The sequence below is a fragment of the Streptomyces lothianensis genome, assembly GCF_047779955.1.
In the GTDB taxonomy this organism is placed as follows: Bacteria; Actinomycetota; Actinomycetes; order Streptomycetales; family Streptomycetaceae; genus Streptomyces.
The window spans coordinates 105,311-121,479 of the sequence record NZ_JBLMKT010000015.1; the positions used below are offsets into that span (position 1 = coordinate 105,311).

Annotated in this window: 18 protein-coding genes and 1 tRNA gene; 12 read left to right on the forward strand and 7 right to left on the reverse strand. The window is 69.8% G+C overall.

Features of this window, described 5'->3' with window-relative positions:
• Positions 1–79 precede the first annotated feature (79 nt).
• A complete protein-coding gene (locus tag ACLF6P_RS02740; RefSeq protein ID WP_415947756.1) occupies positions 80–310 on the reverse strand; it encodes a hypothetical protein in 231 nt (76 codons plus the stop codon).
• Positions 307–918 (reverse strand): hypothetical protein, encoded by a 612-nt coding sequence (locus ACLF6P_RS02745; protein WP_415947758.1) that lies wholly within the window; start codon positions 916–918, stop codon positions 307–309. The genes ACLF6P_RS02740 and ACLF6P_RS02745 overlap by 4 nt, the downstream gene beginning before the upstream one ends.
• A gap of 173 nt (positions 919–1,091) precedes the next feature.
• On the opposite strand from ACLF6P_RS02745, the gene ACLF6P_RS02750 reads away from it, so the two are divergent.
• A tRNA-Ala gene (locus tag ACLF6P_RS02750) sits at positions 1,092–1,167 on the forward strand.
• A 115-nt stretch (positions 1,168–1,282) separates the two neighbouring features.
• On the opposite strand, the gene ACLF6P_RS02755 is transcribed toward ACLF6P_RS02750, so the two are convergent.
• The 5 genes from ACLF6P_RS02755 to ACLF6P_RS02775 form a co-directional block, all read right to left on the reverse strand.
• On the reverse strand, positions 1,283–1,867 hold the full coding sequence (locus tag ACLF6P_RS02755) for a group II truncated hemoglobin (RefSeq protein ID WP_415947759.1): 585 nt from the start codon (positions 1,865–1,867) through the stop codon (positions 1,283–1,285).
• Positions 1,864–2,199 (reverse strand): putative quinol monooxygenase, encoded by a 336-nt coding sequence (locus ACLF6P_RS02760; protein WP_415947760.1) that lies wholly within the window; start codon positions 2,197–2,199, stop codon positions 1,864–1,866. The genes ACLF6P_RS02755 and ACLF6P_RS02760 overlap by 4 nt, the downstream gene beginning before the upstream one ends.
• 83 nt (positions 2,200–2,282) lie before the next feature.
• Entirely contained in the window at positions 2,283–2,849 is a 567-nt protein-coding gene (locus ACLF6P_RS02765) for a hypothetical protein (protein ID WP_415947761.1), read from the reverse strand.
• Positions 2,850–2,907: 58 nt separating this feature from the next.
• The gene (locus tag ACLF6P_RS02770; RefSeq protein ID WP_415947762.1) at positions 2,908–4,716 is read right to left on the reverse strand and encodes an FAD-dependent oxidoreductase; all 1,809 of its coding nucleotides are present in this window, start codon (positions 4,714–4,716) and stop codon (positions 2,908–2,910) included.
• A gap of 8 nt (positions 4,717–4,724) precedes the next feature.
• Positions 4,725–4,991, reverse strand: a complete 267-nt coding sequence (locus tag ACLF6P_RS02775) for a UBP-type zinc finger domain-containing protein (RefSeq protein WP_415947763.1) — start codon at positions 4,989–4,991, stop codon at positions 4,725–4,727.
• Positions 4,992–5,306: 315 nt separating this feature from the next.
• Here ACLF6P_RS02775 and ACLF6P_RS02780 point away from each other — a divergent pair, with 315 nt between their 5' ends.
• The 11 genes from ACLF6P_RS02780 to glgX all read left to right on the forward strand — a co-directional run bounded on the left by ACLF6P_RS02780 (position 5,307) and on the right by glgX (position 16,169).
• Complete coding sequence (locus tag ACLF6P_RS02780) at positions 5,307–6,131, forward strand: type 1 glutamine amidotransferase domain-containing protein (protein ID WP_415947764.1); 825 nt, start codon at positions 5,307–5,309, stop codon at positions 6,129–6,131.
• A gap of 36 nt (positions 6,132–6,167) precedes the next feature.
• The gene (locus ACLF6P_RS02785) at positions 6,168–7,814 is read left to right on the forward strand and encodes a thiamine pyrophosphate-binding protein (RefSeq protein ID WP_415947766.1); all 1,647 of its coding nucleotides are present in this window, start codon (positions 6,168–6,170) and stop codon (positions 7,812–7,814) included.
• A gap of 74 nt (positions 7,815–7,888) precedes the next feature.
• Positions 7,889–8,329: a nuclear transport factor 2 family protein gene (locus ACLF6P_RS02790; RefSeq protein WP_415947768.1), complete on the forward strand. Its 441-nt coding sequence runs from the start codon at positions 7,889–7,891 to the stop codon at positions 8,327–8,329.
• 17 nt (positions 8,330–8,346) lie between these two features.
• Complete coding sequence (locus ACLF6P_RS02795; protein WP_415947769.1) at positions 8,347–8,802, forward strand: nuclear transport factor 2 family protein; 456 nt, start codon at positions 8,347–8,349, stop codon at positions 8,800–8,802.
• A gap of 35 nt (positions 8,803–8,837) precedes the next feature.
• Positions 8,838–9,218 (forward strand): nuclear transport factor 2 family protein, encoded by a 381-nt coding sequence (locus tag ACLF6P_RS02800; RefSeq protein WP_415947771.1) that lies wholly within the window; start codon positions 8,838–8,840, stop codon positions 9,216–9,218.
• A gap of 10 nt (positions 9,219–9,228) precedes the next feature.
• On the forward strand, positions 9,229–10,839 hold the full coding sequence (locus tag ACLF6P_RS02805) for a GMC family oxidoreductase (RefSeq protein WP_415947772.1): 1,611 nt from the start codon (positions 9,229–9,231) through the stop codon (positions 10,837–10,839).
• Positions 10,832–11,446 (forward strand): DJ-1/PfpI family protein, encoded by a 615-nt coding sequence (locus tag ACLF6P_RS02810; RefSeq protein ID WP_415947774.1) that lies wholly within the window; start codon positions 10,832–10,834, stop codon positions 11,444–11,446. The genes ACLF6P_RS02805 and ACLF6P_RS02810 overlap by 8 nt, the downstream gene beginning before the upstream one ends.
• A complete protein-coding gene (locus tag ACLF6P_RS02815; protein ID WP_415947775.1) occupies positions 11,446–11,874 on the forward strand; it encodes a VOC family protein in 429 nt (142 codons plus the stop codon). The genes ACLF6P_RS02810 and ACLF6P_RS02815 overlap by 1 nt, the downstream gene beginning before the upstream one ends.
• Positions 11,867–13,711, forward strand: coding sequence for an AGE family epimerase/isomerase (locus ACLF6P_RS02820; RefSeq protein WP_415947776.1), 1,845 nt, complete (start codon positions 11,867–11,869; stop codon positions 13,709–13,711). Before ACLF6P_RS02815 ends, ACLF6P_RS02820 begins: the two co-directional genes overlap by 8 nt.
• On the forward strand, positions 13,708–14,034 hold the full coding sequence (locus tag ACLF6P_RS02825) for an STAS domain-containing protein (protein ID WP_415947777.1): 327 nt from the start codon (positions 13,708–13,710) through the stop codon (positions 14,032–14,034). The genes ACLF6P_RS02820 and ACLF6P_RS02825 overlap by 4 nt, the downstream gene beginning before the upstream one ends.
• Entirely contained in the window at positions 14,031–16,169 is a 2,139-nt protein-coding gene (gene glgX / locus ACLF6P_RS02830; RefSeq protein ID WP_415947779.1) for a glycogen debranching protein GlgX, read from the forward strand. The genes ACLF6P_RS02825 and glgX overlap by 4 nt, the downstream gene beginning before the upstream one ends.

A 16,169-nucleotide genomic window follows, 5' to 3' on the forward strand; every position in this document is an offset into this window, starting at 1 on the left:
TGCCAGTGACGCCAAGGGTTCCGTCCGTCGGGTGTGAGGGACACCCCGTCCCTCACACCCGCGTCTGGGCCGAAGGGCGTCATACGTCCTCGTCGGGCCTGTCGTACAGGTCGCGGACGGGGATGGACAGGACCGCGGGCCGGTGCCCGGTGTGCTGCTCGGCCTGGGCGGTGTAGCGGTGCGCCTCGGCGAGGCGTCGCACAGCGAAGCGGACCGCGTCGGACGCTGTCATACCGGTGCGCTGCAGCACCTCCAGGTCGTCGACGAGGGTCGGCGTCATCCGTACCGACAGGGAGCGCGGGCGGCTCACCGCTCGCCCTCCGCCCGCTGCTGGTCGAGGGCGGCCGCGAGGTGTTCGCGGCCGACCCGCAGAACGCCCGTGTACTCGTCGAGGGCGAGGAGTAGTTCGTCGACCTGGGCGAGGTCGAGGTCCGGCCACAAGCCGTCCGAGTAGAACGACAGCATGGGGGCGTCGTCCCCCCACTGCTTCAGCTCGAACAGCAGCAGCGGCTCGCCGGTGAACGAGACACGCATCCCGTGCTCGGGGCCGCGGTGTATCGGCTCGCGCCGGTCCTGGCAGTCCTCGCCGAGGCACTGCCCGTCGAGTGCCGTACACCCTGTGTCCGGCTGCCCGTTCGTAGGTGTGCCGGCGAGTTCGGCGAGCACGTCCGCTGCGATCTTCTCGGCCAGCTCCGGCGTGTACCGGTCCGGTAGCACCTGCTGCATGGCGACCCGGACCGCGTCGGGCATCGCCTCGGCGAGCTGGGGGAGGTCGAGCTGCGGGGGCGCGGGCTGTTCGGCGGCCTGGCCGTCATGGGCGAGGAACTTCGCGACCGCGGGGAAGTGGCGGTCGACGAACTTTCGGGCCGCCGCGTGCTCGGCGGTGGGAGCGTCGGGGGACGGTACCTTGTGGTGCATGGTCGGACTTCCTTGCTTGTGAAGGGTCCGGCCGTAGGCCCCGGTTGAGGTGGGGAAACACCTTCCGGGGCCGCCCCGCCGCAGTACACATGCAGTACACATGACGGCGGGAAAGGCCGGGATGACACGGGAAACGCTGGGATGCGTTTTGGCTGGTCAACCGGCCTGTGACTGGATTCGCGCAGGTGGCGGAGCCCCCTGAACGCCTTTGCATGGCAGATGTCAGGGGTTCGACTCCCCTAGGCTCCACTTGAAGACACCCCCCTGACCTGCGGAAACGTGGTCAGGGGGGTGTTCTTGTCTGCTCTTCGGGGTGCGCCGGGTGTGGGGCGGTGCGCGGGGTGGCGTCCGGCGGGGCGTGTGTTCAGCCCTGCCAGGGGGGTGTCTGGCCCCACTGCCAGACGGGTACCTCGGCGGCGTCGACCGGCGGTGGGTTCTCGCCCGAGTAGATCAGCGCCATGCGCGTGCCCCACTCGATGTAGTAGAGGAACACGCCGCGGAACTCCGGGTCGGAGGGCAGTCCCACCTCGTCCGCGGTGTCGAGCAGCAGCTCGACCCAGCGTCTGCGCTGCGGCTCGGTGATACCGCGGCCCAGGTGCTGCTGCGCCATGTGCGGGTGTCCGCCGCGCCGTTCGGTGTAGCCCGCGGGGCCCCCGAAGACCTCGGCGAGCCACATGGCGACGTGCTGTGGGTGGCGCGGGTCCATGCCCGCGAAGACCGGGGCCAGCAGCGGGTCCTTCAGGACGTGGTCGTAGAAGACCTCGGTGAGGCGGTTCAGCGCGTCGATGCCGCCGGCCCACTCGTAGATGCTGGGGGTGCCCGGCTTCCCGCCGGAGGCGGGCCGCTCGGGTGCGGTCGGCTCGGATGCTGACGGGTCGGGTGCGGTCGGGTCCGGTGCGGTCGCGTCCGGTGCGGTCGGGTCCGGTGCGGTGTCGAGCGGGTCGCTCACGGGGCCTCCTGACCGGCGGCCCGGCCGGTTCCCACGACGTCCGTGGTCAGGTAGTGCCGCATCTCCTCGATGGCGGTCACGTACGGGCGGATGGCGCCGAAGAAGGCCGGGAAGTGCTCCCCCTTGCGGAAGCCCTCCAGATGGGCCTCGACCGAGGTCCAGCGGATCCGCAGGATGTAGTGCTCGGGATCCTCCTGGCAGCGGGCAAGCTCGTAGTCGATGCACTCGGGGGCCGCTGCGAGGGATTCGGCGGCCTTGCGGTAGGAGTCCTCGAACCCCTTCTGGTCGTCCGACGCGATCCGGTAGCGGATGTACTCAACGGTCGACGGCATGCTGTGAGATCTCCCTGGGTCCGATTCGTCAGCTCGTCAGGTGTCAGCTTGCCCCGCTGATCCCCGTTCGTCAGGCAAACGGCCTATTCGGCCTCGGCCGGGGGATCGGTGCCGGGTTCGTTCGAGGGCCGGGCGTCGGGGCCCTGCGCGCGGACCCGCTGGACCTGCTCCAGCGACTCGCGCAGATCGCTCAGCCAGTCGTCCGCGTGGCGCTCGACGAGCCGGACGCACCACGCGAGCGCCTCGCTGCGGCTGCGGGCGACACCGCCCGCGATCAGGGTGTCGAGCACCTCGCGCTCCGGCTGGCGCAGCCGGGTCATGACGGGCGCGGACACGTGGGTGTACAGGGCGCGGGTGGTGCCGCACTCCACGCCCCACGAGACCTTCTTGCGGTACCGGTGCTCGGCCTCGCGGGCCACGGAGATGCGTGCGTCCCGGGTGCGCTCCCGGAACTCCTGGATCCGGCTGCGGACCGCGGCCTCCCGCTCCGCCTCGGAGGCGGAGTCGGCAAGCCGGGGTTCGGGGATGCGGCCGATGACGGTGATCTCCTCGCGGTCGGCCGTCACCTCCACGAGGGCTTCGAAGAGATCGTCCGGAAGGCGGCCGGCGAACCAGCCGCGGAGCTGTTCTCGCTGTTCGCCTGTAATCATGTAATACACGCTACGCGCCTACGGGGACACGGCAAGAGGGCGAGCCGGGCCGGCTCGCTCAGCCCATGGACCTGTAGCGGTGCACGAGCGAGATCGCCATGGCTCCCTCCCCGACGCCGGAGGCGACCCGCTTGATCGAGTGGGCGCGTACGTCACCGGCGGCGAAGACCCCGGGCACGCTCGTCTCCAGTGGGTAGGGGGCCCGCTCCAGGGGCCATTCCGCGGGCAGTTCGCCGCCGTTGCTGACCAGGTCGGAGCCGGTCAGCACGAAGCCGTGGTCGTCCCGCTCGACGATGTCGGCCAGCCAGTCGGTGTGCGGCCGTGCACCGATGAACGTGAACATGAACCGGCACGGCACCTCGGTGTCCTCGCCCCGGTCGGTGTCGTGCAGCACGATCCGCTCCAGGTGCTCGCCGCCGAGCAGTTCCCGTACGGAGGTGTTGACCTGGACCTCGATGTTCGGGGTCCGCTCGATCTCGTCGATCAGGTACTGCGACATGCTCTTGGCGAGGGAGTCGGCACGCACCAGGATCGTCACCTGTGCCGCGTACTTGGCGAAGTGCACGGCGGCCTGGCCCGCGGAGTTGGCGCCGCCGACGATGTGCACGTGCTGCGAGATGCAGGCGGAGCTCTCCGTGGTGGCGGCCCCGTAGTAGAGGCCGGCGCCCTCGAAGCGTTCGGCGCCCGGAGCCTCCAGGCGGTTGTAGGCCACGCCGGTCGACAGCAGGACCGTCTCGGCGCTGATCTCCGTACCGTCCGTCAGCGTGAGGATCTTGGCCGGGTCGTCCCGGGTCAGTTCGGTGACCTCGACCGGGTGCAGGATCTCGGCTCCGAACCGGGTCGCCTGGATGGTGGCGCGGCGGGTCAGGTCCCCGCCGGACAGGCCCGAGGGAAAGCCGAGGTAGTTCTCGATCAGCGAGGAGGTGCCCGCCTGGCCGCCCGGCGCCCGGGAGTCCACGAGCAGCGTGCTCATGCCCTCGGAGGCCGAGTACACCCCGGCCGCGAGCCCGGCCGGTCCTGCGCCGACGATGACGCACTCGTAGTGCGGCCGGGACGCCGTCGTCGACAGGCCCAGGTGCTCGGCGAGTTCGGCGTCCGTGGGCGCGGACAGCAGCGCGCCGTCCGGGAAGCGCACCAACGGCAGGGAGGCGTCCGGGAGCTGGGCGAGCAGCGCCAGCGCCTCCGGGTCGCGCTCGACGTTGAGGAATTTGAAGGGCTGCCCGTTGCGGGTGAAGAAGTCCCGGACCGTGTGGGTGCCCGGCGACACCAGATGGCCGGCGACGAGGATGCCGTCGTAGGCGGGACGGTAGTTGGCCAGCCAGTCCGACAGCAGGTCGTCGAGGACCGGGAACAGGCGCTCGTGCGGCGGGTCCCAGGGCTTCATCAGGTAGTAGTCGAGCCGCACCTGGTTGATGGCCGTGATCGCCGCGTCCGTCTCCGCGTACGCGGTGAGCAGCACCCGTCGCGCGTCGGGGAAGCGGCTGACGGCCTCAAGCAGGAACTCCACGCCGGTCACGTCGGGCATCCGCTGGTCCACCAGGAACAGCGCCGGGTCGTGGCCGCGTTCGTCCAGGGAGTCGAGGATCTTCAGGGCGTCGGCCGCGGAGGAGGCGCCGAGCACCCGGTAGCGGCTTCCGTACGCGGAGCGCAGATCGCGCCGGACCGCGCGCAGCACCTGCGGGTCGTCGTCCACCGCGAGGATCACCGGCTTGCGGCCCTCGTCGGCCGCCGCCTGGGCGGGGCGTTCGGCGCTGCGGGGAGGGCTCTCGGCGGAGCGGGCAGGACGCTCGGCGGTGCGGGCAGGGCGTTCGGCGGTCAGAGTGCGGGCGGTGTCGCCGCAGGCCTTCTCGCGCGTTCCCCTGTTCATGCCCGCCTTCATGCCCGCTCCATGATCAGTTGGTCCACGTAGCACCAGATCCAGGTCTCGCCCGGCTCGTGCGAGGCCGCGATCGGATGCTTGGTGGAGTGGAAGTGCCGGGTCGCGTGACGGTTCTTCGAGGAGTCGCAACAGCCGACATGTCCGCAGCTGAGACACATCCGCAGATGGACCCAGGCGTCGCCGAGGGCCAGGCACTCCGCGCAGCCGTCGGAGCCGGCCGTCACCGGACGCATTCCGTCCCGGTGCGTACACCTGCTGGTCATCGGAAAGTCCTTCTGGTCGGGGGTGGGGGGCTTCGGCCGTGAGTGGGGGGACTTCGGCCGGGTTCATGAGCCAACGCGAACACACTAGGGCGCGCGTCCCGCGCAGGGTTTATCGATTTCCCCGACATCAGGAAGTCCCGGGCCTACTTCCTGATGTCGTGGGTGAACCTCATGAGGTCTCCGGCCGACTTCTGGACGTCGCCAGGAGTTGGAATTCCTACCTCACCTAGTCACTGCCCAGGGCTTTGACAGCGCTTGGGTTCCGCCGCAGTGTTGTGCGAGCCAGCCACCAAGACGGCGCCAGGAGGGGAAACCGTGAGCAGGAAAATTCTGGTCATTGTCTCCGAGCACGGATATTGGGCCGAAGAACTCATCGGTCCGGTTTCCGTGTTCGACGAACGCGGTTATGAGGTCGTTTTCGCGACCCCCACGGGAAAGCGTGCCCGTGCGCTGCCCCCGAGCCTCGACGAGAACTACGTCGACCCGCCGCTCGGGCGCAGTGTCACCAGCGCCGAGAACGCCCGAAAGGGCCGGGAGTTCGACGAGGGCAGCCGCCTCGACAAGTCCCTCGACCTCTCCGGCTGGGCGCCGGAGCGGCCGTACACGAGCGAGGAGGGCTACCTCCGCAAGCTGGAGCAGTACCACCGGGATCTCGACCGGCTGGCGGACGACATCGCGGAATTCGACGCGCTGCTCATCGTCGGCGGCAGCGGCCCCATCGCCGACCTGGCCAACAACGAGCGGGTGCACGCCCTGATCCTGGCGTTCGTGAAGGCCGGCAAGGCGGTCGCCGCCGAGTGCTACGGGGTCGCCTGCCTGGCCTTCGCCCGCGACTGGGACGACCGCGCCTCGATCATCCGCGGCAAGCACGTCACCGGGCACTGCAAGGAGTACGACTACAAGGACGGCACGGGATTCCTCGGCACCGACTTCAACATGGGGCCGCCGCCGTATCCGCTCGAATACATCCTGCGGGATGCCACGGGCCCCGACGGCCGGTACCACGGAAACTTCGGCAAGCCGCTCTCGGTCATCGTGGACTACCCGTTCGTGACCGGCCGTTCCACACCGGACTCGTATCTCACGGGCGAGAAACTCGTCCAGGTTCTCGAAGAGGGTCTCACTCGATACGGCTGGTAATTCCGAGCGCTGAGGTCGCGGACCGGAAGGCTATTCATGACGGCAAAGCCGGGCACGGAAAAACTGATCGAACAATTCAAGGCCGATGGCCTCGACATCATGTTCGGAAACCCTGGAACCGTGGAGCAGGGTTTTCTCGACGCCGCCGACAAGGCAGCGGGATTCCAGTACGTTCTCGCGCTGCAGGAGACGGTCGCGGCCGGCATCGCGGACGGCTACGCACGGGCCACCGGCGGGGCGGCGCTGCTCCAGCTGCACTCCGGCGTCGGCCTCGGCAACGGGATCGGCATGCTCTACCAGTCGATGCGCGGCCACACCCCGCTCGTCGTCGTCGCGGGCGACGCCGGGGTCCGCTACGACGCGACCGACGCGCAGATGGCCGCCGATCTGGTCGCCATGGCGAAGCCGGTGACCAAGTACGCGACCCGGGTCACCGATCCCGCCTCCGTGCTGCGCACCGTGCGCCGCGCGGTGAAGATCGCCCTGACCCCGCCCCGCGGCCCGGTCTTCGTGGCGCTGCCCATGGACGTGCTGGACGCGCCCAACACCGAACCGGTGCTGCCGACCGTCGTGCCGCGCACGGACAGCGCGCCCTCCGACCGGGGTGTGGGCGAGGCCGCAGCGCTCCTGGCGGGCGCCCGGCGGCCGCTGATCCTGGCCGGCGACGGGGTGAGCCTGGCCGGTGCGCAGGCCGAACTCACCGCCGTGGCCGAGCTGCTCGGCGCCGATGTCTGGGACGTCGACTTCTCCGAGGTGCTCATGGCGGCCTCGCATCCCCTGCACCGGGGGGCCACGGGCCACATGTTCGGCGCGCACAGCAGGGAGCTGGTGCGCGATGCGGACGCGGTTCTCGTCGTCGGCACCTATCTGTTCCCCGAGGTCTTCCCCGACCTGGAGAGCCCGTTCGCCGACGGAGCGAAGATCGTCCACATCGATCTGAACGCCTACGAGATCGCCAAGAACTTCCCCGTCGACGTCGGTCTCGTCGCCGATCCCAGGTCGGCGCTGCGGGCCCTGCGGGCCGGGCTCGACCGGGCGCTCCCGGCGGATCGGCGTGCCGAGGCGGCGGCCCGGCTGGCGGCGCGTACCGAGGAACGCGCGGCGCGACAGGCCGCGTTCGAGGCGGCGCCGCACGACGGCACGGCGGCCGAGGCGCTGCTGCACGCGCTCGCCGGGCAGACCGGCGGCGATCTGATCGTCTTCGACGAGGCCCTGACCACTTCCCCGCTGGTCACCGCGTATCTGCCGCCGGACCGTATCGGTGACTACCACGTCACCCGCGGCGGTTCGCTCGGTGTCGGGATCCCCGGGGCGATCGGTGCCAAGCTCGCGCATCCGGACCGTACGGTCGTCGGATTCACCGGCGACGGCGGGTCCATGTACACCTTCCAGGCCCTGTGGACGGCGGCCCGGCACGGTGTCGCGGCGAAGTTCGTCGTCTGCAACAACCACAAGTACCGCCTGCTCGACGACAACATCGCGCAGTACTGGAAGGAGCGCGCCATCGCGCCGCACGCCTTCCCGCACTCCTTCGATCTCTCGCAGCCGGAGATCGACTTCGCCGGTCTGGCCCGGTCGCTGGGCGCCGGAGCCGCCAGGGTCGAGAAGCCCGGACAGGCCGCCGACGCGGTGCGGCGCATGCTCGCCCACCCCGGTCCGTTCCTCATCGACCTCCAGATCTGAGACCGGCTCGCACGCAGCTCCGAGACCGGCCCGCACGCCACCGACCGATCCGCCGTACGAGAAGGGGTCACCGCATGCCCGACGCAGACACGTCGCAGCTCACCGAGGAAGCGATCCGCACGTTCGCCACCGACTGGTACGTCGCCCTCGACCGGCACGTACCGCTCGAGGAGGTGCTGGCGTTCATCACCGACGACCTGGAGTTCGCCGTCCCGGAGGACACCTTCCTCGGCCACGACGGCTTCGCCCGCTGGTACGAGGCCGTCACGAACCTCTTCTTCGACGAGGAGCACACCGTGACCAAGGTGGACGCCGTCATCGAGGGCGACCGCGCCATCGTCCAGGTGATCGTCAACTGGCAGGCCAAGGTGTGGAAGCGGCCGGCCGCCCGGAGCGAGTGGCTGGGCTTCGACGCAGACCAGACCTGGACCGTGGTGCCCGGCCCGAACGGCCCGCAGATCAGCAAGTACACGGTCAACGCCCTGGACCCGATGCCCGGCTCGGGCACCCTCTGAGGCCGGGGGACACGGCGATGACCGAGGTGACGAGGGAACGTGTCGAGGCCGCCTACCGCGCGCTCGGCTCCGGCGACCGCTCCAGGATCCTGGAGTACTACGCGGAGGACCTGCGCTGGCTGGTCCCCGGCAACCACCCGCTGGCCGGCTGGTACGAGTCCCTGGACGCGTTCCTCGATCTGATGGGACGCACCGGCAAGCTCACCGGCGGCACCTTCCGCATGGACCGCGAGGTGATCCTCGTGGGCGAGGACTGCTCCGCCGACGTGTGCCACAACGTGGGCCTGCGCGCGGGCGCCCCCGAGGACGCGCAGTCCCCGTACGAGCGGATGGACGCCAAGGTCTTCCACTTCATGCGCTGGCGCGACGGCCGGATCGTCGAGGGCCGCGACGGCCTGTTCGGCGACGACGCCACCGCCTTCAGCCAGTTCTGGGCGCCGTTCGCGCCCGGCGGCGTACGCACCGGCCGCTGACCGGCCCGCCCCAACCCGAGAGCGAGGGACAGAGTATGGACGCCCGCGAGGTGCTGACCAAGTACTACGAGTACGCCAACGCCGGTGACTGGCAACGCTGGTGCGATCTGTTCGCCGAGGACCAGGTCATGGACGAACAGCTCGCCGGACATATCGAGGGCCTGGCGAAGCTGCGCTCGATGATGGCCGGCATGGGGGACATGTACGCCTCCTTCCGCAACGAGCCGGTGCACCTCATCGTCGACGCCGACGGCCAGAAGGCGGCCGCGGTCTCCCATCTGAGCGCCGTCAGCAAGGCCTCGGGCAAGGCCATCGAGGCCGAGGTCATGAACTTCTTCCGGGTCGTCGACGGAAAGATCGTCTACATGGCCAACTACCACGACACGGTGCCTTTCCAGGTCCTGTCGCAGGTCTGAGGAGCCGCAGATGACCACAGCACCCGCAGAGGTCCAGGAGTTCGACTACATCGTCATCGGCAGCGGCGCCGCAGGCAGCGTGCTGGCCAACCGGCTCTCCGAGGACCCCGACACCACCGTTCTGGTCCTGGAGGCGGGCGGCAACCGCATTCCGCCCGAGGTGGACGACCCGTCCTCCTGGTACAAGCTGCTCGGCAGCCGGGTCGACTGGGGCTACACCACCGTCCCGCAGCCCGGCCTCGGCGGCCGCAGCGTGTACGAGCCGCGCGGGAAGCTACCCGGCGGCAGCAGCAACCTGTACATCATGATGCACATCCGCGGCCATGCCTCGGACTTCGACAACTGGGCCTACCAGGGCGCGGCCGGCTGGTCCCACCAGGACGTCCTGCCCTACTTCGCGCTCCTGGAGTCGCAGGAGGACGTCACCGCCCCCACCACCGGGACCAAGGGCCCGCAGCGGGTCACCAACGCCGGTGCCCACGGCCCCAATCCGGTCTCGCGCGCCTTCATCGACGCCGCGGTCGAACTCGGCCACGAGGAGATCGCCGACTTCAACACCGACGGCCGGGGCCGCGGCCTGTTCGGCACCGGATGGCACCACATCGACGTCGCCGACGGCAAGCGCCAGGGCACGCTGGCCGCGTATCTCGAACCCGCCCTCGCACGGCCCAACCTCACCCTGCGCACCAGCGCCCGCACCACCCGGCTGCTCTTCGAGGGCAGCACCTGCGTGGGCGCCGAGTACGAGCAGGGCGCCGATCCCGCGGACATCGAGGGACGCACAGTGGCGGGCTCCGCCGGGACCCCGGGCACGCAGACGGTGCGGGCCCGGCGCGAGGTCGTCGTCGCGGGCGGCGCCATCGAGTCCCCGAAGCTGCTGCTGCTCTCCGGCATCGGCGCCCCCGACCGGCTGCGCGAGCTCGACATCCCGGTGACGGCCGCGGTGCCGGGCGTGGGCGAGAACTTCCACAACCACGTGCTCACCGGGCTGATGGCCGAGGTCTCGCAGGAGCTGCCCGCACCGCGGCAGAACCTGTCGGAGAGCGCGCTGTTCCTGGCCTCCCGGCCGGGTCTGCCCGCCCCCGACCTGCAGATCGCCTTCGTGCACGTACCGTTCGACGTCATCGTGGGGCAGAGCCACCCGAACACGGTGAGCATCCTGCCCGGAGTCGTGCGGCCCGTCTCGCGCGGCTGGATCCGGCTGGCGGACCGCGACCCGGCCACCCCGCCGCTGGTCAACCCCAACTACCTGGGGGACCGCTGGGACCTGGAGCGCATGGTGCAGGGCGTGAAGATCGCCCGTGACCTCTTCGCGAGCTCCGCGTTCAAGCCCTGGTACAAGCAGGAACTGCAGCCGGGGTCCGAGGTCCGCACCGATGCCGAACTGTCCGACTTCGTACGGCAGAAGTCGGACAGCTACCACCACCAGGCGGGTTCCTGCCGGATGGGCGTCGACGACCTGTCCGTCGTCGACCCGCAGCTGCGGGTGCACGGGGTCGAGAACCTGCGCGTGGTCGACGCCAGCGTGATGCCGGCGGTGCCCTCGGGGAACTGCCACACCGCGATCGTGATGATCGCCGAGCGCGCCGCCGACCTCATCAAGGGGGTCTGTCGTGTCTGATGCCGTGCTGCGCGACGGCCCGCTGAACGGGCTCCGTCTCGCCGTCCTCATCGAGAGCGACTTCTTCGAGCCCGAGATCTCCTACTACGAGCGGCGGTTCGCCGAGGAGGGCGCCGAGGTGCACTTCCTGACCCGGCTGTGGGGTCAGGACGCGATCACCTTCCAGGGGCACGAGCACCGCGCCCCGTTCACCGCCGACCGCAGCTTCGAGACGCTCACCGACGAGCAGCTGCGCGGATACGCCGCCGTCATCGTGCCCTCCGGCATGGTGGCCGACCGGCTGCGCTACACCGAGGACGTCGACCGGCTCGCCCCGGCGACCGACTTTCTGCGCCGTGCCTTCGAGGAGCCCGGCGTGCTCAAGGGGATCATCTGCCATGGCATGTGGCTCGCCTCCTCGATCCCCGAGAAGGTGCGCGGCCGCAAGCTCGTCTGCCACAACAACCTCGTCGGCGACGTCCGCAACATGGGCGCGCAGTACGTGGACGAGGACGTCGTGGTCGACGGCGACCTGGTCACCGGGCGTACCGGCGGCCACCACCACCTCTTCGCCCGCCGCATCGTCGAGCTGCTCGCGGCGCGCCGTGGCCGGGGCGGTGAGCTCTGATGCGCTGGGCGCACGTGGGGCTCAACTGCACCGACCAGAAGGTGACCGAGGAGTTCTACACCCGGCTGTTCGGCTTCACCCGGGCCCGGACCGTCGACCTGGGCGAGTCCGAGATCGTGTTCCTGCGCAAGGGCGAGGCGTATCTGGAGCTGTTCCCCGCCGCCGGGCCGGCCACGGCCGCGAGCGGCGACGGACCCACCGGAGCGGGTGTCATCCGGCACCTCGCCTTCCAGACCGACGATGTCGACGCCTTCCTGGACACCCTCCCGGACCGGGACGACATCACCCTCGGGCCGCTGGACTTCGACGACTTCATCTGCGGCTGGCGCACCGTCTGGGTGCGCGACCCGGACGGCGTGATCGTCGAAGTGAGCCAGGGGTTCCGGGACAACGACACAGACGACAAGGACGGTGTCCGACATGGCTGAGCCCGTGGCCTTCTCCTTCTCCGACACGATCGCCGGCTCGGTCGAGCACTTCGACTCCGAAGCCCGGCTGCTGAGCCTGCGTACGGTCGACGGCAGGACCTTCGCCGTCTCGCTGGCCGGCGATCCGAGCGCGGAGCTGGTGCGCAACCTCGACGAGCCCTACATCGACGCCTCCGGGCACATCGACGAGATGCTCTCCCCCGGCCGGCTGCTCATCACGTACGGGATCCACTACCCGGACGGCGGCGGCCGCTTCGAGGCCAAGCGCCTGGTGTTCCTGGGCCGCGGCGCGGAGGACTTCCGCTTCGAGGAGGGCGGCTGGTGGGTCAAGCAGATCGAGTCGCTCGCCGCCTTCTACCGCAAGGCCCAGTTCGGCGACGGACCGGTCGACTTCACCGAGTACCGCACCGAGATCCGGCTCGGCGGCGACAAGACGGCCAGCCATGTGCAGGAGACCGACACGATCTCCCGGCTGGTCTACGGCATGGCCTCCGCCTACCTGCTGACCGGCAAGGACGAGTACCTGGAGGTCGCCGAGCGGGGCACCGAGTACCTGCGCCGGCACATGCGGGTCGTGGACGGCGAGGAGGACGTCGTCTACTGGTACCACGGCATCAGCATCGACAAGGGATCCGAACGCAAGCTGTTTACCTCGGAGTTCTCCGACGACTACGACGCGATCCCGATGTACGAGCAGATCTACGCGCTCGCCGGGCCGGTGCAGACCTACCGGGTCACCGGCGACCCCCGGATCAAGCAGGACGCGGACGCCACCATCCGGCTCTTCGACAAGTTCTTCCTCGACCGCGAGCAGGGCGGCTACTACTCGCACATCGACCCGATCCTGTTCAGCGCCGACCACGAGTCGCTCGGCGAGAACCGGGAGCGCAAGAACTGGAACTCGGTGGGCGACCACGCTCCGGCCTATCTGATCAACCTCTATCTGGCGACCGGTGACCGGAAGTACGCCGACTTCCTGGAGTACACCTTCGACACCATCGCCGACCGCTTCCCGGACTACAAGAACAGCCCCTTCGTCCAGGAGCGCTTCCACCGCGACTGGTCCCACGACACCGAACACGGCTGGCAGCAGGACCGTGCCGTGGTCGGCCACAACCTCAAGATCGCCTGGAACCTGATGCGGATGAACTCGCTCAGGTCCAAGGACGCGTACACGGACCTGGCCGCGAAGATCGGCCGGCTGATGCCCGAGGTCGGCAGCGACCGGCAGCGCGGCGGCTGGTACGACGTCGTCGAGCGCCGGCGCGCGGACGGCGAGGAGATCCACCGCTTCGCCTGGCACGACCGCAAGGCGTGGTGGCAGCAGGAGCAGGCGATCCTCGCCTACCTGATCCTCGCCGGCACGGTGGGCGACGAGGAGTTCCGGCGCGAGGCCCGGCAGGCCGAGGCCTTCTACAACACCTTCTTCCTCGACCACGACGAGGGCGCCGTCTACTTCAACGTCCTGGCGAGCGGCACGCCGTACCTGCTCGGCACGGAGCGGCTCAAGGGCAGCCACTCCATGTCCATGTACCACTCCGCCGAGCTGTGCTACCTGGCCGCCGTCTACAACAATCTGCTGGTCAACGGGCGCGACATGGACTTCCACTTCAAGCCCGACCCCTCCGCCCTGCCCGACCGGGTCCTGCGGGTCGCCCCCGACCTCCTGCCGGCCGGTTCGGTGCGGATCTCCTCGGTCGAGATCGACGGCCAGGTGCACGAGGACTTCGACGCCGCCGGTCTCACCGTGCGCCTGCCCGAGGCGCAGGAGCGGGTCCGGGTCAAGGTCCGGATGAGCCCGGTGGCCCCGGCGGAGCGACCCGCGGAGCAGCGATGACTCTCGCACTCAAGGAGCGGCGCACCAAGACGGCGACCGTGGTGGCGCTGACCGGGGAGATCAACAGCGAGACCTCGGGCCTGCTGCTGGAGCGGCTGCTGCCGCTGGTGGCGGGCGGGGGCAGGCTCCGTGTCGACCTGACGGCCGTCGGCTACGTGTCCAGCGCGGGATTGCGCACCCTCCTCGTCGTCTACCGGGAGGCCCAGCACGCGGGCGCCACGGTGACCCTGAGCGGAGTCGGCGAGGAGGTCAGGTTCGTGATGTCGGCGACCGGCTTCCTGGACTTCTTCGAGACCGACGACGGCGAAGGGGGCAGTGCATGACCTCCCTCGACTCCCTGCGCAGGGTGGATGCCTACCCCACCCACCAGGTCGCCGGATACGGCGTACGGGCCGCCAAGCCCTACCCGTTCGGCGCGTACGTGGTGCCAGGCGGCGTCAGCTTCGCCGTCTACTCGGACCAGGCGACGCGGATGACGCTCGTGCTGTTCGAGCGCGGCGCCCCGCAGCCCATGGCCGAACTGGAGTTCCCCGCCGAGTTCAGGACCGGCAGCGTCTTCGCGATGACCGTCTTCGGCCTGGACCACGAGAACATCGAGTACGGCTTCCGGGCCGACGGGCCCTACGACCCGGTCTCCGGACACCGCTTCGACCCGCGGCAGATCCTCAGCGACCCCTATGCGCGGCTCATCTCGGGCCGGGACGTCTGGGGCGTGGAACCGGACCGGGACGACATCTACGCGTACCGCTCCCGCGTCTGCCTGCAGGACTTCGACTGGGGTGACGACTCCCCGCTCGGCACCCCGGCCGAGGATCTCGTGATCTACGAGACCCATGTGCGGGGCTTCACCGCCCACCCCTCCTCCGGGGTACGCGCTCCCGGCACCTTCGCCGGCCTGCGCGAGAAGATCCCCTATCTGAAGGAACTGGGGGTGAACTGCGTCGAGCTGCTGCCCATCTTCGAGTTCGACGAGAGCGACAACCCGCGCACCGACCCGGCGACCGGCAAGCGGCTGTACAACTACTGGGGCTACAACACGGTCGCCTTCTTCGCCCCCAAGGCGGGCTACGCGGCCACCGGCCGCTACGGCATGCAGGGCGACGAACTGCGCACCCTGGTCAAGGAGCTGCACGCGGCCGGCATCGAGGTCATCCTCGACGTCGTCTTCAACCACACCGCCGAGGGCAACGAGCAGGGGCCGACGATCTCCTTCAAGGGGCTCGACAACGCCACCTACTACATGCTCACGCCCGAGGGGTACTACTTCAACTTCAGCGGCACTGGCAACACCGTCAACTGCAATCACCCCGTGGTGCGTGAGTTCGTCCTGGACTGCCTGCGGCACTGGGTCTCCGACTACCACATCGACGGCTTCCGCTTCGACCTCGCCGCGATCCTCGGCCGGGACATGGACGGCACCCCGCTGCCCAATCCCCCGCTGCTCGACCTGCTCGCCCACGACCCGGTGCTGCGGCACACCAAGCTCATCGCCGAGGCCTGGGACGCGGCCGGACTCTACGAGGTCGGCAACTTCCCCGCCTACGGCCGCTGGGCCGAGTGGAACGGGAAGTACCGCGACACCGTGCGCCGCTTCCTCAAGGGCGAGCCGGGCACCGTCGGTGAACTCGCCACCCGGATCGCCGGATCGCCGGACCTCTACGCGGGCCGCGGCACCACCGCCTCCGTCAACTTCCTCACCGCACACGACGGGTTCACCCTCGCCGACCTCGTCACGTACAACGACAAGCACAACGAGGCCAACGGCGAGGACAACAACGACGGCGCCAACGACAACGACAGCTGGAACCACGGCGTCGAAGGCCCCACGGACGACCCCGCGATCAACGCGCTGCGGCTGCGGCAGATGAAGAACGCCCTGGCGATCCTGTTCACCAGCCAGGGCATCCCGATGCTGCTCGCGGGCGACGAGGTCGGCCGCACCCAGCAGGGCAACAACAACACGTACTGCCAGGACAACGAACTGTCCTGGATGGACTGGGAGCTGGTGCGCTCCAACGCCGAGCTGCTGCGCTTCACCCAGGCCCTGATCGCCTTCCGCGGCGCCCATCCCGAACTGCGGTCCACCGAGCACGCCACCGGCCTCGACGTGCCCACCACCGGCATGCCCGACATCAGCTGGCACGGCGAGCGCGCCGGGGAGCCCGACTGGTCCGCCGAGAGCCGGCTCCTCGCCGTCGCACGCAGCGGCACCGGCGACGACGACGTCGTCTACGTGGCGATGAACGCCCACTGGGAGTCCCACGACCTGAGCCTGCCCGCCCTGCCGGGCGGCCGGACCTGGCACCTGTTCGCCGACACCGGGGCCGCGGCCCCGCACGATCTGCACCCGCTGGGCGCCGAACCCGCACTGGAGCAGGCAGGCAGCTATCTGATCGGGCCGCGCAGCGTCGTGGTCCTCGTCGGGCGGGCCGCCGCCCCTTCGAGCCAAGGAGTCTGA

Excerpts from the sequence above, each read along its gene's own strand:
- ACLF6P_RS02775 (WP_415947763.1), bottom strand. The coding sequence starts at position 4,991 with ATGACCAGCAGGTGTACGCACCGGGACGGAATGCGTCCGGTGACGGCC.
- ACLF6P_RS02820 (WP_415947776.1), top strand. The coding sequence starts at position 11,867 with ATGGCTGAGCCCGTGGCCTTCTCCTTCTCCGACACGATCGCCGGCTCG.
- ACLF6P_RS02825 (WP_415947777.1), top strand. The coding sequence starts at position 13,708 with ATGACTCTCGCACTCAAGGAGCGGCGCACCAAGACGGCGACCGTGGTG.
- ACLF6P_RS02770 (WP_415947762.1), bottom strand. The coding sequence starts at position 4,716 with ATGAACAGGGGAACGCGCGAGAAGGCCTGCGGCGACACCGCCCGCACT.
- ACLF6P_RS02800 (WP_415947771.1), top strand. The coding sequence starts at position 8,838 with ATGGACGCCCGCGAGGTGCTGACCAAGTACTACGAGTACGCCAACGCC.
- ACLF6P_RS02815 (WP_415947775.1), top strand. The coding sequence starts at position 11,446 with ATGCGCTGGGCGCACGTGGGGCTCAACTGCACCGACCAGAAGGTGACC.
- glgX (WP_415947779.1), top strand. The coding sequence starts at position 14,031 with ATGACCTCCCTCGACTCCCTGCGCAGGGTGGATGCCTACCCCACCCAC.
- ACLF6P_RS02745 (WP_415947758.1), bottom strand. The coding sequence starts at position 918 with ATGCACCACAAGGTACCGTCCCCCGACGCTCCCACCGCCGAGCACGCG.
- ACLF6P_RS02760 (WP_415947760.1), bottom strand. The coding sequence starts at position 2,199 with ATGCCGTCGACCGTTGAGTACATCCGCTACCGGATCGCGTCGGACGAC.
- ACLF6P_RS02805 (WP_415947772.1), top strand. The coding sequence starts at position 9,229 with ATGACCACAGCACCCGCAGAGGTCCAGGAGTTCGACTACATCGTCATC.
- ACLF6P_RS02765 (WP_415947761.1), bottom strand. The coding sequence starts at position 2,849 with ATGATTACAGGCGAACAGCGAGAACAGCTCCGCGGCTGGTTCGCCGGC.
- ACLF6P_RS02785 (WP_415947766.1), top strand. The coding sequence starts at position 6,168 with ATGACGGCAAAGCCGGGCACGGAAAAACTGATCGAACAATTCAAGGCC.
- ACLF6P_RS02790 (WP_415947768.1), top strand. The coding sequence starts at position 7,889 with ATGCCCGACGCAGACACGTCGCAGCTCACCGAGGAAGCGATCCGCACG.
- ACLF6P_RS02795 (WP_415947769.1), top strand. The coding sequence starts at position 8,347 with ATGACCGAGGTGACGAGGGAACGTGTCGAGGCCGCCTACCGCGCGCTC.